The 15377-nt window shown below is 62.6% G+C and carries 14 protein-coding genes; 2 read left to right on the top strand and 12 right to left on the bottom strand.

Features of this window, described 5'->3' with window-relative positions; all coding sequences use genetic code 11:
* The 9 genes from HX869_RS10855 to HX869_RS10815 all read right to left on the bottom strand — a co-directional run.
* On the bottom strand, window positions 1–1067 hold a 1067-nt coding region (locus tag HX869_RS10855; RefSeq protein ID WP_178903064.1), incomplete at its 3' end, for an MFS transporter.
* Between the two features lie 75 nt (window positions 1068–1142).
* Complete coding sequence (locus HX869_RS10850; protein WP_023658995.1) at window positions 1143–2507, bottom strand: MFS transporter; 1365 nt, start codon at window positions 2505–2507, stop codon at window positions 1143–1145.
* A gap of 92 nt (window positions 2508–2599) precedes the next feature.
* Window positions 2600–3136, bottom strand: a complete 537-nt coding sequence (locus HX869_RS10845; protein WP_178903063.1) for an alpha/beta fold hydrolase — start codon at window positions 3134–3136, stop codon at window positions 2600–2602.
* Window positions 3137–3140: 4 nt separating this feature from the next.
* Window positions 3141–3917: a DNA-binding domain-containing protein gene (locus HX869_RS10840; protein ID WP_008430465.1), complete on the bottom strand. Its 777-nt coding sequence runs from the start codon at window positions 3915–3917 to the stop codon at window positions 3141–3143.
* The gene (locus tag HX869_RS10835) at window positions 3914–4765 is read right to left on the bottom strand and encodes a DUF692 domain-containing protein (protein WP_087695391.1); all 852 of its coding nucleotides are present in this window, start codon (window positions 4763–4765) and stop codon (window positions 3914–3916) included. Before HX869_RS10835 ends, HX869_RS10840 begins: the two co-directional genes overlap by 4 nt.
* Window positions 4766–4821: 56 nt before the next feature.
* Window positions 4822–5094: a hypothetical protein gene (locus HX869_RS10830; RefSeq protein WP_003211275.1), complete on the bottom strand. Its 273-nt coding sequence runs from the start codon at window positions 5092–5094 to the stop codon at window positions 4822–4824.
* A 25-nt stretch (window positions 5095–5119) separates the two neighbouring features.
* Window positions 5120–5887 (bottom strand): alpha/beta fold hydrolase, encoded by a 768-nt coding sequence (locus HX869_RS10825; protein WP_003211274.1) that lies wholly within the window; start codon window positions 5885–5887, stop codon window positions 5120–5122.
* Between the two features lie 45 nt (window positions 5888–5932).
* Complete coding sequence (locus HX869_RS10820; RefSeq protein WP_003211272.1) at window positions 5933–6361, bottom strand: DoxX family protein; 429 nt, start codon at window positions 6359–6361, stop codon at window positions 5933–5935.
* Window positions 6358–6630 carry a DUF2282 domain-containing protein gene (locus HX869_RS10815; protein ID WP_003211270.1) on the bottom strand — a complete coding sequence of 91 codons (273 nt, stop codon included), beginning with the start codon at window positions 6628–6630 and terminating at the stop codon, window positions 6358–6360. The genes HX869_RS10820 and HX869_RS10815 overlap by 4 nt, the downstream gene beginning before the upstream one ends.
* A gap of 576 nt (window positions 6631–7206) precedes the next feature.
* On the opposite strand from HX869_RS10815, the gene HX869_RS10810 reads away from it, so the two are divergent.
* Window positions 7207–10032 carry a winged helix-turn-helix domain-containing protein gene (locus HX869_RS10810; protein ID WP_178903062.1) on the top strand — a complete coding sequence of 942 codons (2826 nt, stop codon included), beginning with the start codon at window positions 7207–7209 and terminating at the stop codon, window positions 10030–10032.
* A gap of 106 nt (window positions 10033–10138) precedes the next feature.
* Here HX869_RS10810 and HX869_RS10805 read toward each other — a convergent pair whose 3' ends face one another.
* The 3 genes from HX869_RS10805 to HX869_RS10795 form a co-directional block, all read right to left on the bottom strand.
* Window positions 10139–10588, bottom strand: a complete 450-nt coding sequence (locus HX869_RS10805; protein ID WP_043225222.1) for a hypothetical protein — start codon at window positions 10586–10588, stop codon at window positions 10139–10141.
* 80 nt (window positions 10589–10668) lie between these two features.
* Window positions 10669–11949 (bottom strand): ATP-binding protein, encoded by a 1281-nt coding sequence (locus HX869_RS10800; protein ID WP_178903061.1) that lies wholly within the window; start codon window positions 11947–11949, stop codon window positions 10669–10671.
* Entirely contained in the window at window positions 11946–12629 is a 684-nt protein-coding gene (locus tag HX869_RS10795) for a response regulator transcription factor (RefSeq protein WP_003211262.1), read from the bottom strand. The genes HX869_RS10800 and HX869_RS10795 overlap by 4 nt, the downstream gene beginning before the upstream one ends.
* 213 nt (window positions 12630–12842) lie before the next feature.
* On the opposite strand from HX869_RS10795, the gene bamA reads away from it, so the two are divergent.
* Window positions 12843–15215: an outer membrane protein assembly factor BamA gene (bamA, locus tag HX869_RS10790; protein ID WP_134326193.1), complete on the top strand. Its 2373-nt coding sequence runs from the start codon at window positions 12843–12845 to the stop codon at window positions 15213–15215.
* Window positions 15216–15377 lie beyond the last annotated feature (162 nt).

Below are 15377 nucleotides of genomic sequence, written 5' to 3'. Positions count from 1 at the left end.
CCAAACCCCCACGGCGCCGACGCCACCGGCAACAACAACCCCGCCAGCAAAGGCCCAAGCCCCGCCCCCACATCACGCCACACCGCATTCGACGCCAACGCCGAAACCCGCATCGCCCCCGGATTACGCTCCGCCACCAGCGTCGTCACCAACGGCAACTGCAACGCCCGCAGCACCAACACCGCCGCCGCCCCCACAATCACCCAATGACTACCAAACGCCCCCAACGCCAACGCACTGAGAAACGAAAACAGCAGCAACATCGACGTAGCACCAAACTGCTGCGCAGCACGCCCCCCCAGCGGACTCAGAAGCAACTCCGACACATAACGCAACGCCATCAACCCACCGGCAATCAATACCGCATTGCCCCCCAGCAGCTTCTGCGCCTGAATCGACAGGCCAAAGATAAACAGCCCATCCAGCGCCACCCCTTCGATAAACGACCAGGTCGCCACACTGTCAGGCAACTTGAACCGCCGCCCCGGCGTGCCATGCAAATTGTGACTCGCAGTCGGCAACCCCCGCGCCATCCACAACCCCACCAGGCAACACACCGCCAGAATCCAGAAGATCGGCCGCGGCCCCACCTGCAACGTCAGCCACCCACCCAACGGCAAGGCCAGCATCGGCCCCAGGGCAATCAACGCCCGCGACCGCCCCGCCCGCCGCGCCGCACCCAGCGGTTCAGAGGTAGCCAATACTTGAGTGGAAAGGTTCAACGCCGCAAAACACAGGCCCCAGACCAACCGAAGCCCGAGCAAGGCCGCAAACCCGGACAGCATCGAGTTGCCAAGAGCACACACCGCCGCCGCGCCGGCGGCAATGGAGCACGTCAGCCGATCACCGTTGCGGGCGTAGAAATTCAGAACATGCTTGTAGCCGAAGATCCGCACCAGGCGGTTGGCCGCCAGCAGCACCCCGGCCTGGGCCAGGGTGATACCGAACGCCTGGGACTCCATCGGCAGCACCAGGTACAGCAACACGTCACTGGGCAGGCACAGGCCAAGGGTCAGCGCGGCACGGCGGGAGTGGGAATCAGCACTGCGTTGGGCCAGATCAGACATAAAAGCTGAAACATTCAGAATTATTTAGACGGCCACGGTAGCCGTCTACCTCAAGGTTTTACAAGGCCCAAATAATTAAACCTTGGCGCCGTCCTGCATCAGGCGCAACCCGCTGGCCACCGCGCCCACCAGGGCAAACCCGCAGCCCAGCCACAACGCGTACTGCGGGCCGCTGCTCAGGGACAGGTGGAAACACAACGCCACCAACGAAGCGCCGAGTGTCTGCCCCATCAACCGCGACGTGGCGACGATCCCGCTGGCTCCCCCGCTGCGGGCAATCGGTGCGCTGGTCATGATCGCCTTGAGGTTGGGCGACTGGAAAAAACCGAACCCGGCGCCACACAGGGCCATGCGCCAACCGATATCGAAGGTCGAGGCGTCGTTGCCCAGGGTCGCCAGCGAGGCCATGCCCGCGCTCAACATCACCAGGCCGATGCCGCACAACAACGCCAGGGAGATACGGTCCGCCAGGCGCCCGGCAATCAGCGCCATCACCGCGACCACCGCCGGCCACGGCGTCATCAGGAAACCGGTGGCCACCTGGCTGTGCCCCAACACCGTTTGCAACAGGAACGGCAGCGACACAAACGCCAGCCCCTGGGCGCTGAACGCGCAAATCGCGGTGAGGGCCGACAAGGTGAACAGCGGGCGCTTGAACAGATCCACCGCAAGCATCGGCGCCGGGTGCCCGGCCTGACGGCGGATCAGCAACAGCCCGCACAGCAGCGCCACGGCGATCAGCCCCAGCGTCAACACCGCCTGCGCACCGTGCACCGCCGAGCCCAGGCCCAGCACCAGCAGGGCAAACAACCCGGCGCAGAGAATTGCCGCCAGCCGGTCGAAGGCATGCCCGGTGATCGGGATCACCGGAATCGCCCGCACCCCGAGCCACAGGGCCAATGCCCCAAGGGGCAGGTTGATCAGGTACAACCAGTGCCAGGTAGCCACCGATAGAATCGCCGACGCCGCCGTCGGCCCCAGGGTAAACGCCAGCCCCACCACCAGTGAGTTATACCCCAGCCCCCGGCCGAGGATTTTTGCCGGGTAGATGTGCCGCAGCAGCGCAATGTTCACGCTCATGATTGCCGCAGCGCCCAGGCCCTGCACCACCCGGGCGGCAGTCAGCGTCGGCAGTGACCAGGCCAGCCCGCAAAACAGCGACGCCACCACAAACACCAGCAAGCCGCCGAGGAACACCCGGCGGTGGCCGACCACATCACTCAGGGACGCAAAGGGCAGCACCGCCGCAATGGTCGCCAACTGGTAGGCATTGACCACCCAGATCACCGAAGCGGAGTCGGTGCCAATCCCTTCGGCCAGGGTCGGCAACGCGGTGTTGACGATGGCCGTGTCGAGGGTCGCCATGCCGATCCCCAGGGAAATGGCGACAACCGCCGCTAGACGCTTATCACTGGGCAACCCATCAGCTACTGAAGACATGGACAATCCGCACACGTGGCAAAGGCGTCTAGATTACGGGCAGCGGCCTTTTTTTTCAGCGGGCAAATGCGCGGCTGTCCAAATATTCATGTTCAGGTGCGCCATTTGCCCATCTGCGCCATCTGCACCAGCACCTCGGCCAGGGCGGGCTGCGGCGCGCTGTTGACGGTGACCAATGCCACGCAACGGCTTGGCCGCAAGGTCGCCGCGGCGGTGGCAGCGCGGCCGCCGAGATCGAACCCGCCGAGCACCGCCTCGGGGATGTGCAAGGCGTTCATCAGGTCCAGAACGTCCTGGCCGAGAACGACTTCCTGAGTGACGGCGGGCGCAGCCTTGTCCAGTTGCGTGGTGCTGCCATGGCCTCGCAGGTACGGGATGACTACCCGAAAGCCTTGGGACACCAGATGCGGCGAGACCTCGGCAAAACGCTCAAGGTCGCCGTCAGCCCCATGCAGCAAAATGATCGGCCGGCCGCCTTCCGGGCCGGCTTCGTAGTAGCCGATATCCAGCAGGTCGGTGCTGACCTGGCGGATCGTCCAGGGCGCAGGCGCCGCCCATACCGGCAGTGACAGCGCGACTGAAGCAATGGCGCTGGAAATCAGAAAGCGACGGCGATTGAAAAAAGACATGGGTTTATAGCTCCGAAAAATTCGACACTGGAAGGTCGTCAACAACCCCCACAATCAACTCGCTGCCGATCCAGCCGGCCAGCCACTCACCGGCTTTTGCCACGCCCTCCTCCTCCCCCAGGCGCTCCACCAGAAACTCGCACAACCCGGCAAAACTGCCGTCGCCTTGCAGGTGCACCAAGGCCTGGAACTCCAGCGCATCGACCTGGCGCAAGCGCGAGGTGAACTGGCGGCGCCACACCAGCAGCCCACCGGCCTCGGCCAGCATCAGCGCCTCGGGCGCCGGGGTTTGCTGCCACAATGCCGACCAGATCGCCTCGGCGTTGGTGGTCAGCCCATGGCAGCGCAGCGACGGCGTGAGTTGCAGGCGTGCCGTGTCCCAATCCACCGACGCCAGCACGTCCATGGGCAACGGGCTGGCATCGGCGGCGACAAATGCTTCATTGAGCGACGACTCGATCCAGGCCAGTTCATGCACGTCGGGATTGTTGGGGAACAGTTCGCCCAGGGTCAGATGAAAACCCTCGGGATAGACGTCCAGGGTCCAGGCATGGGGCGGATGCCGGTCGATATGGCTGACGCACGCGGCCAGGAACGCCTCGTCCCCGACCCAGCGCCGCAGGTTGGGAAACGCCTGTTCCAGGCAACCCACCAATTGCGCGCGGTAGTTGTTCTGATACACCGCCAGTCCCGCGGCCTTGTTACCCAACATCTCGGCCGACTGCTCCGAGGCACTCACCAGCCAGGTATGAAAAGCCTGCTGCCATTGCGCGAGATTCATGAGCGCACCTGCGCACGCTTGTAGGCCTCGGAGGCACCGAGCATGCGGGCGATCGACAGCTCCTCCAGCAGCTCTGCCAGGGGCGGGATCTCGTCATCGCGCTCGATCATCGTGGCGACCGGGCCGAGCAACGCAACGGCCTTGGCATACAAGTCCCAGACGCCGTCACACACCGGGCTGTCGTGGCTGTCGATCAGCAAATCGCGGCCCTGGCTATGGCCGGCCAGGTGAATTTGCCGGACCCGCTCGGCCGGAATCCCGTCGAGAAACGCGAGAGCGTCAAAGCCATGGTTGCTGGCGCTGACAAACACATTATTGACGTCCAGCAACAGCTCGCAGCCGGTGCGCCGGGACATGGCGGCGATGAATTCCCACTCGCTCATGGACGCGCCATCAAAGGCCAGGTAGCTGGACGGGTTTTCAAACAGCATCGTGCGGCCCAACACTTCTTGAGCCAGGTCGATATTGGCGCAGACCCGGTCCAATGCCTCATGGGTGTAAGGCACCGGCAACAGATCATGGGAGTTGAAACCCCCGCTGCGGGACCAGCTCAAGTGGTCGGACACAAACAGCGGTTCGATCTCGTCCACCAGCGACTTGAGGCGTTTCAGGTAATCGCGATCGAGGCCCTCGGCCGTGCCGATCGACATCGACACCCCGTGCAGCGCCACCGGATACCGCTCGCGAATCTGGCGCAGGATGTGCCGGGGCTGGCCGCCCGCGACCATGAAATTCTCGGAGATCACTTCAACGAAATCCACCGCCACCGGGTTCTCCAGGAACTCGCTGTAGTGTTCCTTGCGCAGCCCCAGGCCATAGCCTGGAAAACGCGGGTTGGGTGTCGGCATCATGTGGTCTCCGTTGCATAAATAGGCGGCGGGCCCAACCTGGGCCCGCCGGGGTGTTACTTCGGTTCGGTAGTGGTGCCGCCCAGCTTCAGGCACTCGGACGGGGTCTTGACGACAACGCCCTGGCCCTTGCAGCTGTTGAGGCCCTTGCAATCGTTCTTGGCCGTGGCGCACAGGCTTTCGCCCTTGCAGTTGTTCACGCCGTAGCAGCGACCCGGCTGTTCCGGCTGGTCGGCGGCGCTGGCGGCGGCCGCGAAGGAAGCGGACGCCATGGCGATCAGGGCGGCAGCAGTGGCAAGGCTCAAGCGGGATTTGATGGATGTGCTCATGGGTATTACTCCTCGGGGGTGGGGTTTATTTGATGACGGATGCCGCGTCTTCGATGACCTTCGCCACAGCCTCGGGCTGGGAGATGTACACCGAGTGGCTGGCCTTGATTTCAGTGACTTTCGAGCCGGCGCGCTTGTACATCCAGCGCTGCAGATCGGGGCTCAGGGCACGGTCTTCGGTGGACACCACGGCGTAGGTCGGCTTCTTGTGCCAGGCCGCGGCCCACACGGTGCCGCCGAACAGCGCGGTGGTGGCCGGCACCTGGGAGGCGGCCATGAAGTCGGTGCGGTTGGTGGTCAGGTCGGCAGCAAAATCGGCATTGAACTTGGTGCGATCAAAGAACAGATGCCCGTCGCGGGTCTGCATCACGTCATTGCTCGGCGCCGGCATCGACGACAGCAGCTGGCTCATGTTCTCGCCGACTTCCGGTTGCAGGGCCGAGACATAGACCATCGACTTGACCTTGTCGCGGTCACCGGCAATCGAGATCACCCCGCCGCCTGAGCTGTGACCCACCAGCACCACCGGGCCGACCTGCTGCTCCAGCACTTCGCGGGCCTCGGCCACGTCGGCGGCGAGGCTTTCATGGCCCTGATGCACCACGGTGACCTTGTAGCCCTTGTGAATCAGGATGTCGTGCACCACTCGCCAGCCGGAGCCGTCGACAAAGGAACCGGGCACGATCACCACGCTTTTACCGGTGCCCGGCTGGGGCTTGGCTGCATCGGCGGCCGAGGCCACCAACGGTGTAGCGAGTGCCATGGCGATCGCCAGGGAAGAAAGAATACGCATGCGACTCTCCACAGGCCTTGGGGCCTGATCATTGTTGTGAAAGGGTTAACGGCGTTGGCCGGACAGCACGCGGTCCAGTGACCAGGCCCCGCCGCCATACGCCAGCAGCGGCAGCAACAAGCCCGCCCAGGTCAGGTGGGTCGGCCAGGCGTCGGGGTACACGAACACCTCGATCACCAGGGTCATGCCCAACAGCGCGGCAGCCGCCGGGCGGGTCAGCAGGCCCAGCACCAGCAACAGCGGGAACAGATGCTCGGCGTAGGTCGCCAGGTGCGCTGCCCAGTCCGGCGGCACCAGCGGCAAGGCGTATTCCGAGCGAAACAAGGTGTAGGTCGACGGCTTGAGCTGCAGGAAACCGGTCACCTTGGTGCGGCCCGAGAGGAAAAACACCGAAGCGATCCCGAGGCGGGCCACCAGCAACAGCAGCGCCTCAGGCAGCACACGCTTGAGCACCGCAGGGGCCAGGGCAATCATGGTTGTTCCGTCAGGCTGCCGAAGCCTTTGGGGGTTTTGATCTGGGTGCAGGTGCCTTTGTCCACCAGCACCCAGGCGTTGCCCTGGTAATCCGCCTTGGCGGTGCCGGCGCAGGAAGTCCCGGCACCGGCGGCGCAATCGTTGGCACCGGCGAGGGACACGCCGAAGCATTTTTCCTGAGGCTTGGCATCCTCGGCATGGGCGGTGGCGGCGAAGGCACCGAGGGACAGTGCGAGGGTGGCGGCAAGGGCTGCGTAATGGCGCTTCATTGTTGAATCTCCTGGCTTGACTGAATGTGGCCAGGGCGCTTGTGCGGTGGGTGACCGCCTGCGCCATCTGGTAGACAGATTTAAAGCCAGGCGTGTATCCCGTCTGTGTCGCGTTTCCTCCTTCTATTCATGCCGGTGTATCAGGTGGGTGCTGATACACAGTCTGATACACAGCCAAAAAAACCACGCCAAACCACCGCCGTTTTATTCGGCATCCCGAACGACACAATTAGAAATATTCGCCTTTCCGAACACCCACCTTCCCCCGCCTTCGACGACCTCAAAAATCCCCATAAATTTCATACGGTTGTTGTCATCTTTGTTACATGCCAACTGGCATACATTCTGCTACATCAGGTTTTCTAGTAATAAAATGTTTCTAAATTGAAACAGTCTCATCGCCTGAAACCCAACGGCCCCGCGCCCTATAACAACGTCCATGCCCCAAAGGAGGGCGGCAATTCTCACCTTTTTGATCGACTTCAACTCTCCAAGCCTGCTGCCGCACGTAAGCACCCAAAAGGGCGAATGGCCTGATCGCCAATAACAAGCCCGACTACAAAAAAGGACAAATTGATGAGTTCGAGCAAATACCCCGCAGCGTCCTTCACGGACCTCGCCCCCCAGGCCCCGGACCACACCGAGAATGCAATCGGTTTTGGCCCCTTTCTCTTGTTGGCGCGCCAGCATGTATTGCTGCGCAACGGCGAGCCGGTGACCCTCGGCAGCCGCGCCTTGTACTTGCTGATCGCCCTCGCCAGCCGGGCTGGCGAGTTGCTGGAAAAGTCCGAGCTGATCTCTTTCGCCTGGCCCAAGGTGGTGGTGGAGGAATGCAACCTGCGCGCGCAGATCGTTGCGCTGCGCCGGGCGCTGGGGGATGACGGCAACTTCAGCTACATCGTCACCGTGCCAGGCCGGGGTTATCGGTTTGTCGCGCCGGTGACGATGCAGGCGGTGAGTGAAGGCGCTATGACCCAGGCCCTGCTGCCCGCCCCGACAGTAGAGGCACCGAACCTGCAACCGGCGCCCACCACGGTGATTGGCCGCGAACAGCTGATCCTGAGCCTGGCCGACCAGGTACTGAGCCAGCGTTTCGTGACCATCACCGGCCCCGGCGGCATCGGCAAGACCACCGTGGCCCTGGCCGTGGCGCAGCTGCTGCAGGGCCGCTTTCACCAGGGCATGTGCTTCGTCGACCTGGCCCCCGCCACCAGCGGCCAATGGGTGGCCGGCATGCTCGCCAACGCGCTGGGCATTCAAAGCGTAAGTGACGAGCCCTTGCAAAGCGTGGCCTCGATGCTCGCCAACAGCCCGTTGCTGCTGGTGCTCGACAACTGCGAGCACGTGCTGCAAGCCACCGCCGACGTCGTCGAAGTGCTGCTGCGCTGCGCGCCCCAGTGCTGCGTGCTGACCACCAGCCGCGAACCGCTGCGGGCCGAAGGCGAACGGGTGCACGACCTCGCACCGCTGCTGGTGCCGGACGAAGACGTGAACTTGAGTGCCGAGCAAGCCATGACCTGGTCGGGCATCGCGTTGTTCATCGAACGGGTCAAGGCCCTCGACCCCGGCTTCGTGTTCAAGGACACCGACGTCGCCGCCGCCAGCGCCATCTGTCGCAAGCTCGATAGCAACGCCCTGGCCATCGAAATCGCCGCAGCGCGGGTCCGCACCTTTGGCATCCAGGACCTGGTGGGGTTGCTCGACGGCAGCTTCCGCCTGCAAATGACCGGCCGGCGTACCGCCCTCGCCCGCCACCGTTCACTGAGCGCGACCCTGGACTGGACCTACTCGATGCTCACCGGCGACGAACAGGCCATGTTGCGCCAACTGGCGGTGTTCACCGGTTCTTTTACCCTGGACGCGGTCAAGGCCATGACCGCCAGCAGCACCCTCGATGCACGCAATGCCCTGCCCTTGCTGGAAAGCCTGATGGACAAGTCGCTGCTGATCGCCGGTGAATCGCAGTTGCTCAAGCGCTACCGCCTGCTGGAAACCACCCGCGCCTACGCCCTGGAGAAACTCAACGAACACGGCGAAGCCGACGCCACCCGCCAGCGTCATGCACTGTATGCGCTGGGCGTATTGCAGGACGCCGGGCAGACCCTCGACGGGCTTTCTCCCGAGACCTGGATCGGCCTCTACGGCCCGGAAATCAACACCATCCGCACCGCGCTGGAGTGGGCCTTTTCAGCCTCGGGCGACCTGCCCACCGGCATCGAACTGACCCTGGGCGGTGTGCCTTTGTGGCTGCGCCTGTCGCTGGTCAGCGAGTGCCGTACCTGGGTCGACAAAGGCCTGGCCAGCGCCGCCACCACCCCGCTGCCGCTGCGCCAGCGCATGCTGTTGCAAACCGCCCTGGCCAGCGTGCTGATGCTCACCTATGGCACCGGCGGGCCAATGCGCGAAGCCTGGCGCCAGGTGCGTGAAGACGCCCGCGACCTGGGCGATGCCGAGCACAAGCTGCGGGCGCTGTGGGGCCTGTGGAGTGACCGCTGCGGCTGCAACCAGTACGCCGAAGCGCTGGAATTGGCCGAGCGCTACATCAGCCTGAGCCACAGCGGCAACCAGCAACTGCTGGGTAAACGTATGCGCGCGCTGGCGTTGTTTCACATGGGGGACCTGGCCGGCGCCCGACAGAATATCGACGAGGCACTGGGGTCACCGTCAGCCCCGCGCTCGCACATTATCGACGTGCATTTTGACCAGCGCATCGCCGCCCGCTGCCTCAAGGCACAGGTGCAGTTGCTGGAAGGCGATGTCGACCCGGCGCTGCGCCTGATCGGCAGTTGCGTCGATGAAGCCATCACCCTCGATCACCCCGCGACCCTCTGGTACACCCTGTGCCTGGGGGCAATTCCCCTGGCGCTGTTGGCGTCCAACCTGCCCAAGGTGCGGTACTACCTGGGCTTGCTGCAAGACAGCACGACCCAGCAGGACCTGCACATCTGGCGTCAGTTTCGGCTGTGCTTCGAGAGCATCCTGCTGATCCGCCAGGGGGCGCCCGAAGAAGGCGTGCCGTTGCTGGGTGAGGCCTTGCATCACCTGCATGGCCAAGGCGATAGCCAGCTTTATAGCTTGCTGCGTTGTGAATACGCCCTGGGGCTGGCGCGGCTGGGCCTGGAGAAACTGGCGCTGGAGGTGTTGGAAGATACCCTGCAATTGGCGCTGGGCCGGCATGAGCGCTGGTTCGTGCCGCAGATGTTGCGGATCAAGGCGCAGCTGATTCTGCGCCAGGCCCAGTACGGGTCGGTGGACAAGGCCAAGGTGTTGCTGCGCCAGGCGTGGGTGGATGCGCAACTGGCCGGGGCGCATTTCTGGCGGGCGCAGATTGCCAGTGACCTGGCCAGGTTGCAGGAGCCGAAGATGCGGATTGCTTCGTTGCCAAGGTTTCAGCACCGGTAGAGGCTGCCGGCATGTAACGGTAAAAAGGGGACGGTAAAAAGGGGACAGATCTATTTTATAAATAAATCTGTCCCCTTTTCGCTCTTTTTGAACTCCGGCAGCCGCGCTATTGATCCGCCGCATAGATGACGGTTTGCGCACTGTCGGGTGCAGCGGGTCGGCGGGTGAAGTAGGTGTCGCCTTCATCCGTATGAATCTCGTATTCAAACTTGCTGGTCGCGCGGCCCGTAGCGGTGGCGTGCTTGATGATCTTCAGCACGCGCTGGAATTTCACACTTTGGGTGCCGTTCTGATTGGGCCCGGTGAGCACGTTGACGCTTTGAAACCAGCCGTCGTTCTTCTTGTTCGCCACCAGGGCGCCGGTCATGGCTTCAAACCGCTCCAGCCGGGTAAAGCCCCACAATGTCTGCTCTTCCACGGTTTGGCCGAGGGCCGCAGAGCCGGTAAACACGAACAGGTTGATCGCCGGGCTGTCTTCACAGAAGAAATCGTAAGGCACCAGGCCGTCGACCATTTTCTTGCCGGCCACGAAGCCTTTTTTGTGCACCTGAAACATCGCCACCTCCACGCCAATGGCGTCACTGAACATCAGCTCACGCAGGAGAAAAGTCTAAAGGCGCAGGGCGTACAGGGCGGTCAAGCCAATGTAATATCGTGTAAAGATCCCACCCGAGGCAGGATGATTTCCACGCTCAACCCGCCGGACGGCTCGTTGTGCGCCTCGATGGTGCCGCCATGCATTTCCACGGACCTCAAGGCGATCGCCAGGCCCAGTCCGAAACCGGCATCGTTGTCATTCGGGCCACGTTCGAAAGGCTCGAAAATACTCCGCAGCCGCAGGTTTTCAACTCCCGGCCCCTGATCGGTGATCAACACCCGCAGCCAACGGTTGTCGGGGCTGACCTCCGCCGAAACCTGCACCGTGGTATCAGGCTGCGTGTAGCGCACGGCATTTCGAATGACATTTTCGAAACACCGATACAGCAGCTCGCCGCTGGCCCGACTGACAAAGTCCGGACACGCCTGCAAGCTGACACTGCAGCCTTTGATACCCGCCTCGAACTGAGCATCCTCGACAATCACGGCCAGCAATTCGACGATATCCACCGGCTCGCGCTCGATACTTTCGGGGCGGCCCTGCACGCGCGCCAGGGTCAACAGCGCCTCGATCAGCGTGTCCATGCGCGCCGATTCACGCTGGATGCGCCCGAGCATTTCCTGGCGTGCCGGGTCTTGCTGCAACAGCCCGATGGCCACTTGCAGGCGCGTCAACGGTGAGCGCAGTTCATGGGAGATGTCGTGCAGCAGCTGTTGCTGGGCCTCCACCAGCAGCTTGAGCTGGTTGGCCATGCGGTCGCAGTCTTCGGCCAGGTCGACGATTTCATCACGGCGCTTGCCCATCATCGGCCGCACCCGGGTTTCGAAGCGGCCCAGCGCAACGTCGCCCATCGCCCGCCGCAGATAAGCCAGCGGCCACGCCAGGTAGTAGGCCATGTACCCACTGAACAGCGCGCTCATCAGCGTGCCGATGATCAGCGGGATCCAGTGGCCCAGGCGCCCGGGTTCGTGGGGAGGATGGGAAGACCTGAGGGACAGCGCGGCCCCGTCCTTGCTGATCAGCGACTTTTCATAAGCCACCTGCGAGACCGGCGTGCCGGCCAGCAATTGACCGGCACTGTCATAAACGCCAATGGCTTGGCCGTGGGGTGGCTGCCACACCGCCAGGAGCTGGCGGCCCGACTCGACACCGTACTGTTCCAGCAACTGTTCTTCGCTGGCCAGGATCGCATCCAGATGATGGTCCCCGGGGCCCAGGCTGCCCGCCACGAGAATGCTCAAGCCCACCAGGAACGTCAGGCTGGTGGCCAGCCAAAAGGCCAGGAACAGTTTCCAGAACAGCCGGCTGGGTTTCATCATTCGGCGATCAACAGGTAACCGAGGCCACGCACGCTCTGGATCCAGGCCTTGGCATCCGGGCGCGGGCCCAACTTCTGGCGAATGCTGCTGATATGCACGTCGATGCGCCGGTCATAGCGGGTCAACGGGCAGCCCAGGGCATTGAGCGACAGGTCCTTTTTGCTCACCACCTGGCCGGCGCACCGGGCCAGCACTTCAAGTAGGCTGAATTCGGTACTGGTCAGCCCCAGTGCGCAGCCTTTCCAGAGGGCCTGGCGCTTGCCGGGCCAGAGCACCAGGGCGCCGGTCTTGATCACGTCAGCGGCCGGCGGGTCCACGGGCTGCACCCGGCGCATGATCGCGCGCAGCCGCGCCACCAGCTCACCCGGGGAACTGGGCTTGGGCACATAATCGTCCGCGCCGAGTTCCAGCCCGGTGATCCGGTCGATGTTGTCGCCCCGGGCCGTGAGCAACACCACCGGCACCTGGCTGCTGGCCCGGATACGCCGGAGCACCTCGATGCCCGACAGCCTGGGCAGCATCACGTCCAGCACCACAATGCTGTAGCGCCCCGACAGTGCCTCGACCTCACCCTCCTCGCCGGTGTGCACACAGGTCGCCTCAAAGCCTTCATGCTCCAGGTATTGGCCCAGCATTTCAGTCAGTTCCTGGTCATCGTCGACTAGCAATACGCGGATCATGGCGAGCTCGTGAAAGGGTACCCCCACAGTATCGCCCAGCCTCATCGCCCCGGGGCCAACCTTTACCTAACTTGACACTTGGTTAACCGCACCAAACCCGCGCCGCTCTTATGCTTGCCGTCCACCCGTCTGGCCGCGTTGTGGTGACCCGTCTGCGGCGAGTCATCCCGGCGCGCTTGCGCTGCTTGTCGATGTGTTCTGGAAAAGATCTTGATGAATTTTTCGCGCCTGCTCTGCTCGGTTGCGCTGCTGCTCAATGTCACACTTGCACACGCTGAAGCCTTCAAAATCTCGGATATCCGTATCAACGGTCTGCAACGGGTCTCGGCGGGCAGCGTGTTTGGTGCCTTGCCGCTGAACGTGGGGGACGAAGCGGATGACCGACGGCTGGTGGATTCCACCCGTGCGTTGTTCAAGACCGGCTTCTTCCAGGACATCCAATTGAGCCGCGACGGCACGGTGCTGATCATCAATGTGGTCGAGCGCCCATCGGTGTCCAGCATCGAGTTCGAAGGCAACAAGGCCATCTCCACCGAAGACCTGCTCAAGGGCATGAAGCAGTCGGGCCTGGCCGAGGGCGAGATCTTCCAGCGCGCCACCCTGGAAGGCATGCGCAACGAACTGCAGCGCCAGTACGTGGCCCAGGGTCGCTATTCGGCCACGGTCGACACCGAAGTGCTGCCGCAGCCGCGTAACCGCGTGGGCCTGAAGGTCAAGATCGACGAAGGCTCCGTGGCCGCGATCCAGCACATCAACGTGGTGGGCAACCACGTGTTTACCGACAAGGAACTGATCGGCACGTTCACCCTCAAGACCAGCAACTGGCTGTCGTTCTTCACCAACGATGACAAGTACGCCCGTGAAAAACTCACCGGGGACCTGGAACGCCTGCGCTCCTATTACCTGGACCGTGGTTATATCAACATGGACATCACCTCGACCCAGGTGTCCATCACCCCGGACAAGAAGCACGTCTATATCACCGTCAACATCAACGAAGGCGAGAAATACACGGTGCGTGACGTGAAGCTCAGCGGCGACTTGAAAGTGCCCCAGGACCAGCTTGAAGCCCTGTTGCTGGTGCAGAAAGGCCAGGTGTTCTCGCGCAAGCTGATGACCACCACCTCGGACCTGATCACCCGGCGCCTGGGTAACGACGGCTACACCTTCGCCAACGTCAACGGCATGCCCACGCCCCACGATGAAGACCACACCGTGGACATCGTGTTTGCGGTCGACCCGGGCAAACGGGCCTATGTGAACCGCATCAACTTCCGTGGCAACACCAAGACCGACGACCAGGTGCTGCGCCGGGAAATGCGCCAGATGGAAGGTGGCTGGGCGTCGACCTACCTGATCGACCAGTCCAAGGTTCGCCTTGAGCGCCTGGGCTTCTTCAAGGAGGTCAACGTCGAAACCCCAGCCGTGGCGGGGGTCGACGACCAGCTTGATGTGAACTACGCGGTCGAAGAACAAGCGTCCGGCTCGATTACCGCCAGCGTCGGTTTTGCCCAGGATGCCGGGCTGATCCTTGGCGGTTCGATCACCCAGAACAACTTCCTGGGCACCGGAGATTATGCCAGCCTGGGCCTGACCCGCTCGCAGTACCAGAGCAAGTACAACATTGGCTTTACCAACCCCTACTTCACGCCGGACGGGGTGAGCCTGGGCTATAACGCGTTCTACAGTGCCACCGATTACAACAACTACTACGACGATGGCAGCGGTGTTTCCTACTACTCCATCAACAGTTACGGCCTGGGGGCCACACTCGGCTACCCGATCAATGAAACCTCGCGGTTGAGTTTCGGCCTGACGGTGCAACACGACAGTATCGACCCGGGCATCTACAGCTCTGATGAGATCTACGATTTTCTTCAGCGCGAAGGCAGTGAGTTCACCAACTTCAAGGCCAACCTTGGGTGGTCGGAGTCGACGTTGAACAAAGGCGTGATGCCGACCCGTGGTTACTCGCAGAACCTGAACCTGACGGTGACGCTTCCGGGCAGTGACTTGAGTTTCTACAAACTCGATTATTCCGGGCAGACATTTGTGCCGATCACCAATTCGACGACGCTGCGTTTGCATACCAAGCTCGGTTACGCCAACGGGTACGGCTCGACGGACGGCCTGCCGTTTTATGAAAACTACACGGCCGGGGGTGAAGGTTCGGTGCGCGGGTTTGAAAGCGGCACGCTTGGGCCGCGCAGTACGCCGGCGACAGGGGCGTATGCCAGTGCGGGCCAGCAGTACTACAGCGACCGCAGTCCTGAGGCGTTGGGGGGCAACATCCTGATTACCGGGGGGGCGGAATATCTGTTTCCGATGCCGTTCCTTAAAGATAATAAATCGGTGCGAACGTCTGTGTTCTGGGATGTGGGTAACGTTTATTCGGACAAGTGTGCCCTCAGTACTACCCAGGGTTGTAATGGGGTTGACCTGAGTCAGCTGGGTGCATCTGTGGGGGTTGGGGCTACGTGGTACAGCCCGTTGGGGCCGTTGAGTATCAACCTGGCGTTGCCGGTTCGTACGCCGGAGAATGCGACCAAGCAGGTGTTCCAGTTCTCCATGGGGCAGAATTTCTGATCTGCCTGGGTACATATCCGTTTTTGCGGTTATGGCCGCTATTGGTTCCGCTCTTACAGCGGCTCACTTTTGAAAAGCGCAAAAGTAAGCAAAACGCTCTTGCCCCACCACTCGGCTCCTCGCCTAGGCTCGGAGTGCCCTCACTCCGGCTTTGGACCGTGG

The organism is Pseudomonas sp. P7779 (assembly GCF_013386315.1).
GTDB lineage: Bacteria > Pseudomonadota > Gammaproteobacteria > Pseudomonadales > Pseudomonadaceae > Aquipseudomonas.
Note: the sequence above shows the minus strand (reverse complement) of the source record. Positions and strands in the feature narration are given on the sequence as shown.

What these genes read in the sequence shown, in the direction of transcription:
- HX869_RS10850 (WP_023658995.1), bottom strand. Translation starts at nt 2,507, where the DNA reads ATGTCTTCAGTAGCTGATGGGTTGCCCAGTGATAAGCGTCTAGCGGCG.
- HX869_RS10845 (WP_178903063.1), bottom strand. Translation starts at nt 3,136, where the DNA reads ATGTCTTTTTTCAATCGCCGTCGCTTTCTGATTTCCAGCGCCATTGCT.
- HX869_RS10840 (WP_008430465.1), bottom strand. Translation starts at nt 3,917, where the DNA reads ATGAATCTCGCGCAATGGCAGCAGGCTTTTCATACCTGGCTGGTGAGT.
- HX869_RS10835 (WP_087695391.1), bottom strand. Translation starts at nt 4,765, where the DNA reads ATGCCGACACCCAACCCGCGTTTTCCAGGCTATGGCCTGGGGCTGCGC.
- HX869_RS10830 (WP_003211275.1), bottom strand. Translation starts at nt 5,094, where the DNA reads ATGAGCACATCCATCAAATCCCGCTTGAGCCTTGCCACTGCTGCCGCC.
- HX869_RS10825 (WP_003211274.1), bottom strand. Translation starts at nt 5,887, where the DNA reads ATGCGTATTCTTTCTTCCCTGGCGATCGCCATGGCACTCGCTACACCG.
- HX869_RS10820 (WP_003211272.1), bottom strand. Translation starts at nt 6,361, where the DNA reads ATGATTGCCCTGGCCCCTGCGGTGCTCAAGCGTGTGCTGCCTGAGGCG.
- HX869_RS10815 (WP_003211270.1), bottom strand. Translation starts at nt 6,630, where the DNA reads ATGAAGCGCCATTACGCAGCCCTTGCCGCCACCCTCGCACTGTCCCTC.
- HX869_RS10810 (WP_178903062.1), top strand. Translation starts at nt 7,207, where the DNA reads ATGAGTTCGAGCAAATACCCCGCAGCGTCCTTCACGGACCTCGCCCCC.
- HX869_RS10805 (WP_043225222.1), bottom strand. Translation starts at nt 10,588, where the DNA reads ATGTTTCAGGTGCACAAAAAAGGCTTCGTGGCCGGCAAGAAAATGGTC.
- HX869_RS10800 (WP_178903061.1), bottom strand. Translation starts at nt 11,949, where the DNA reads ATGATGAAACCCAGCCGGCTGTTCTGGAAACTGTTCCTGGCCTTTTGG.
- HX869_RS10795 (WP_003211262.1), bottom strand. Translation starts at nt 12,629, where the DNA reads ATGATCCGCGTATTGCTAGTCGACGATGACCAGGAACTGACTGAAATG.
- bamA (WP_134326193.1), top strand. Translation starts at nt 12,843, where the DNA reads ATGAATTTTTCGCGCCTGCTCTGCTCGGTTGCGCTGCTGCTCAATGTC.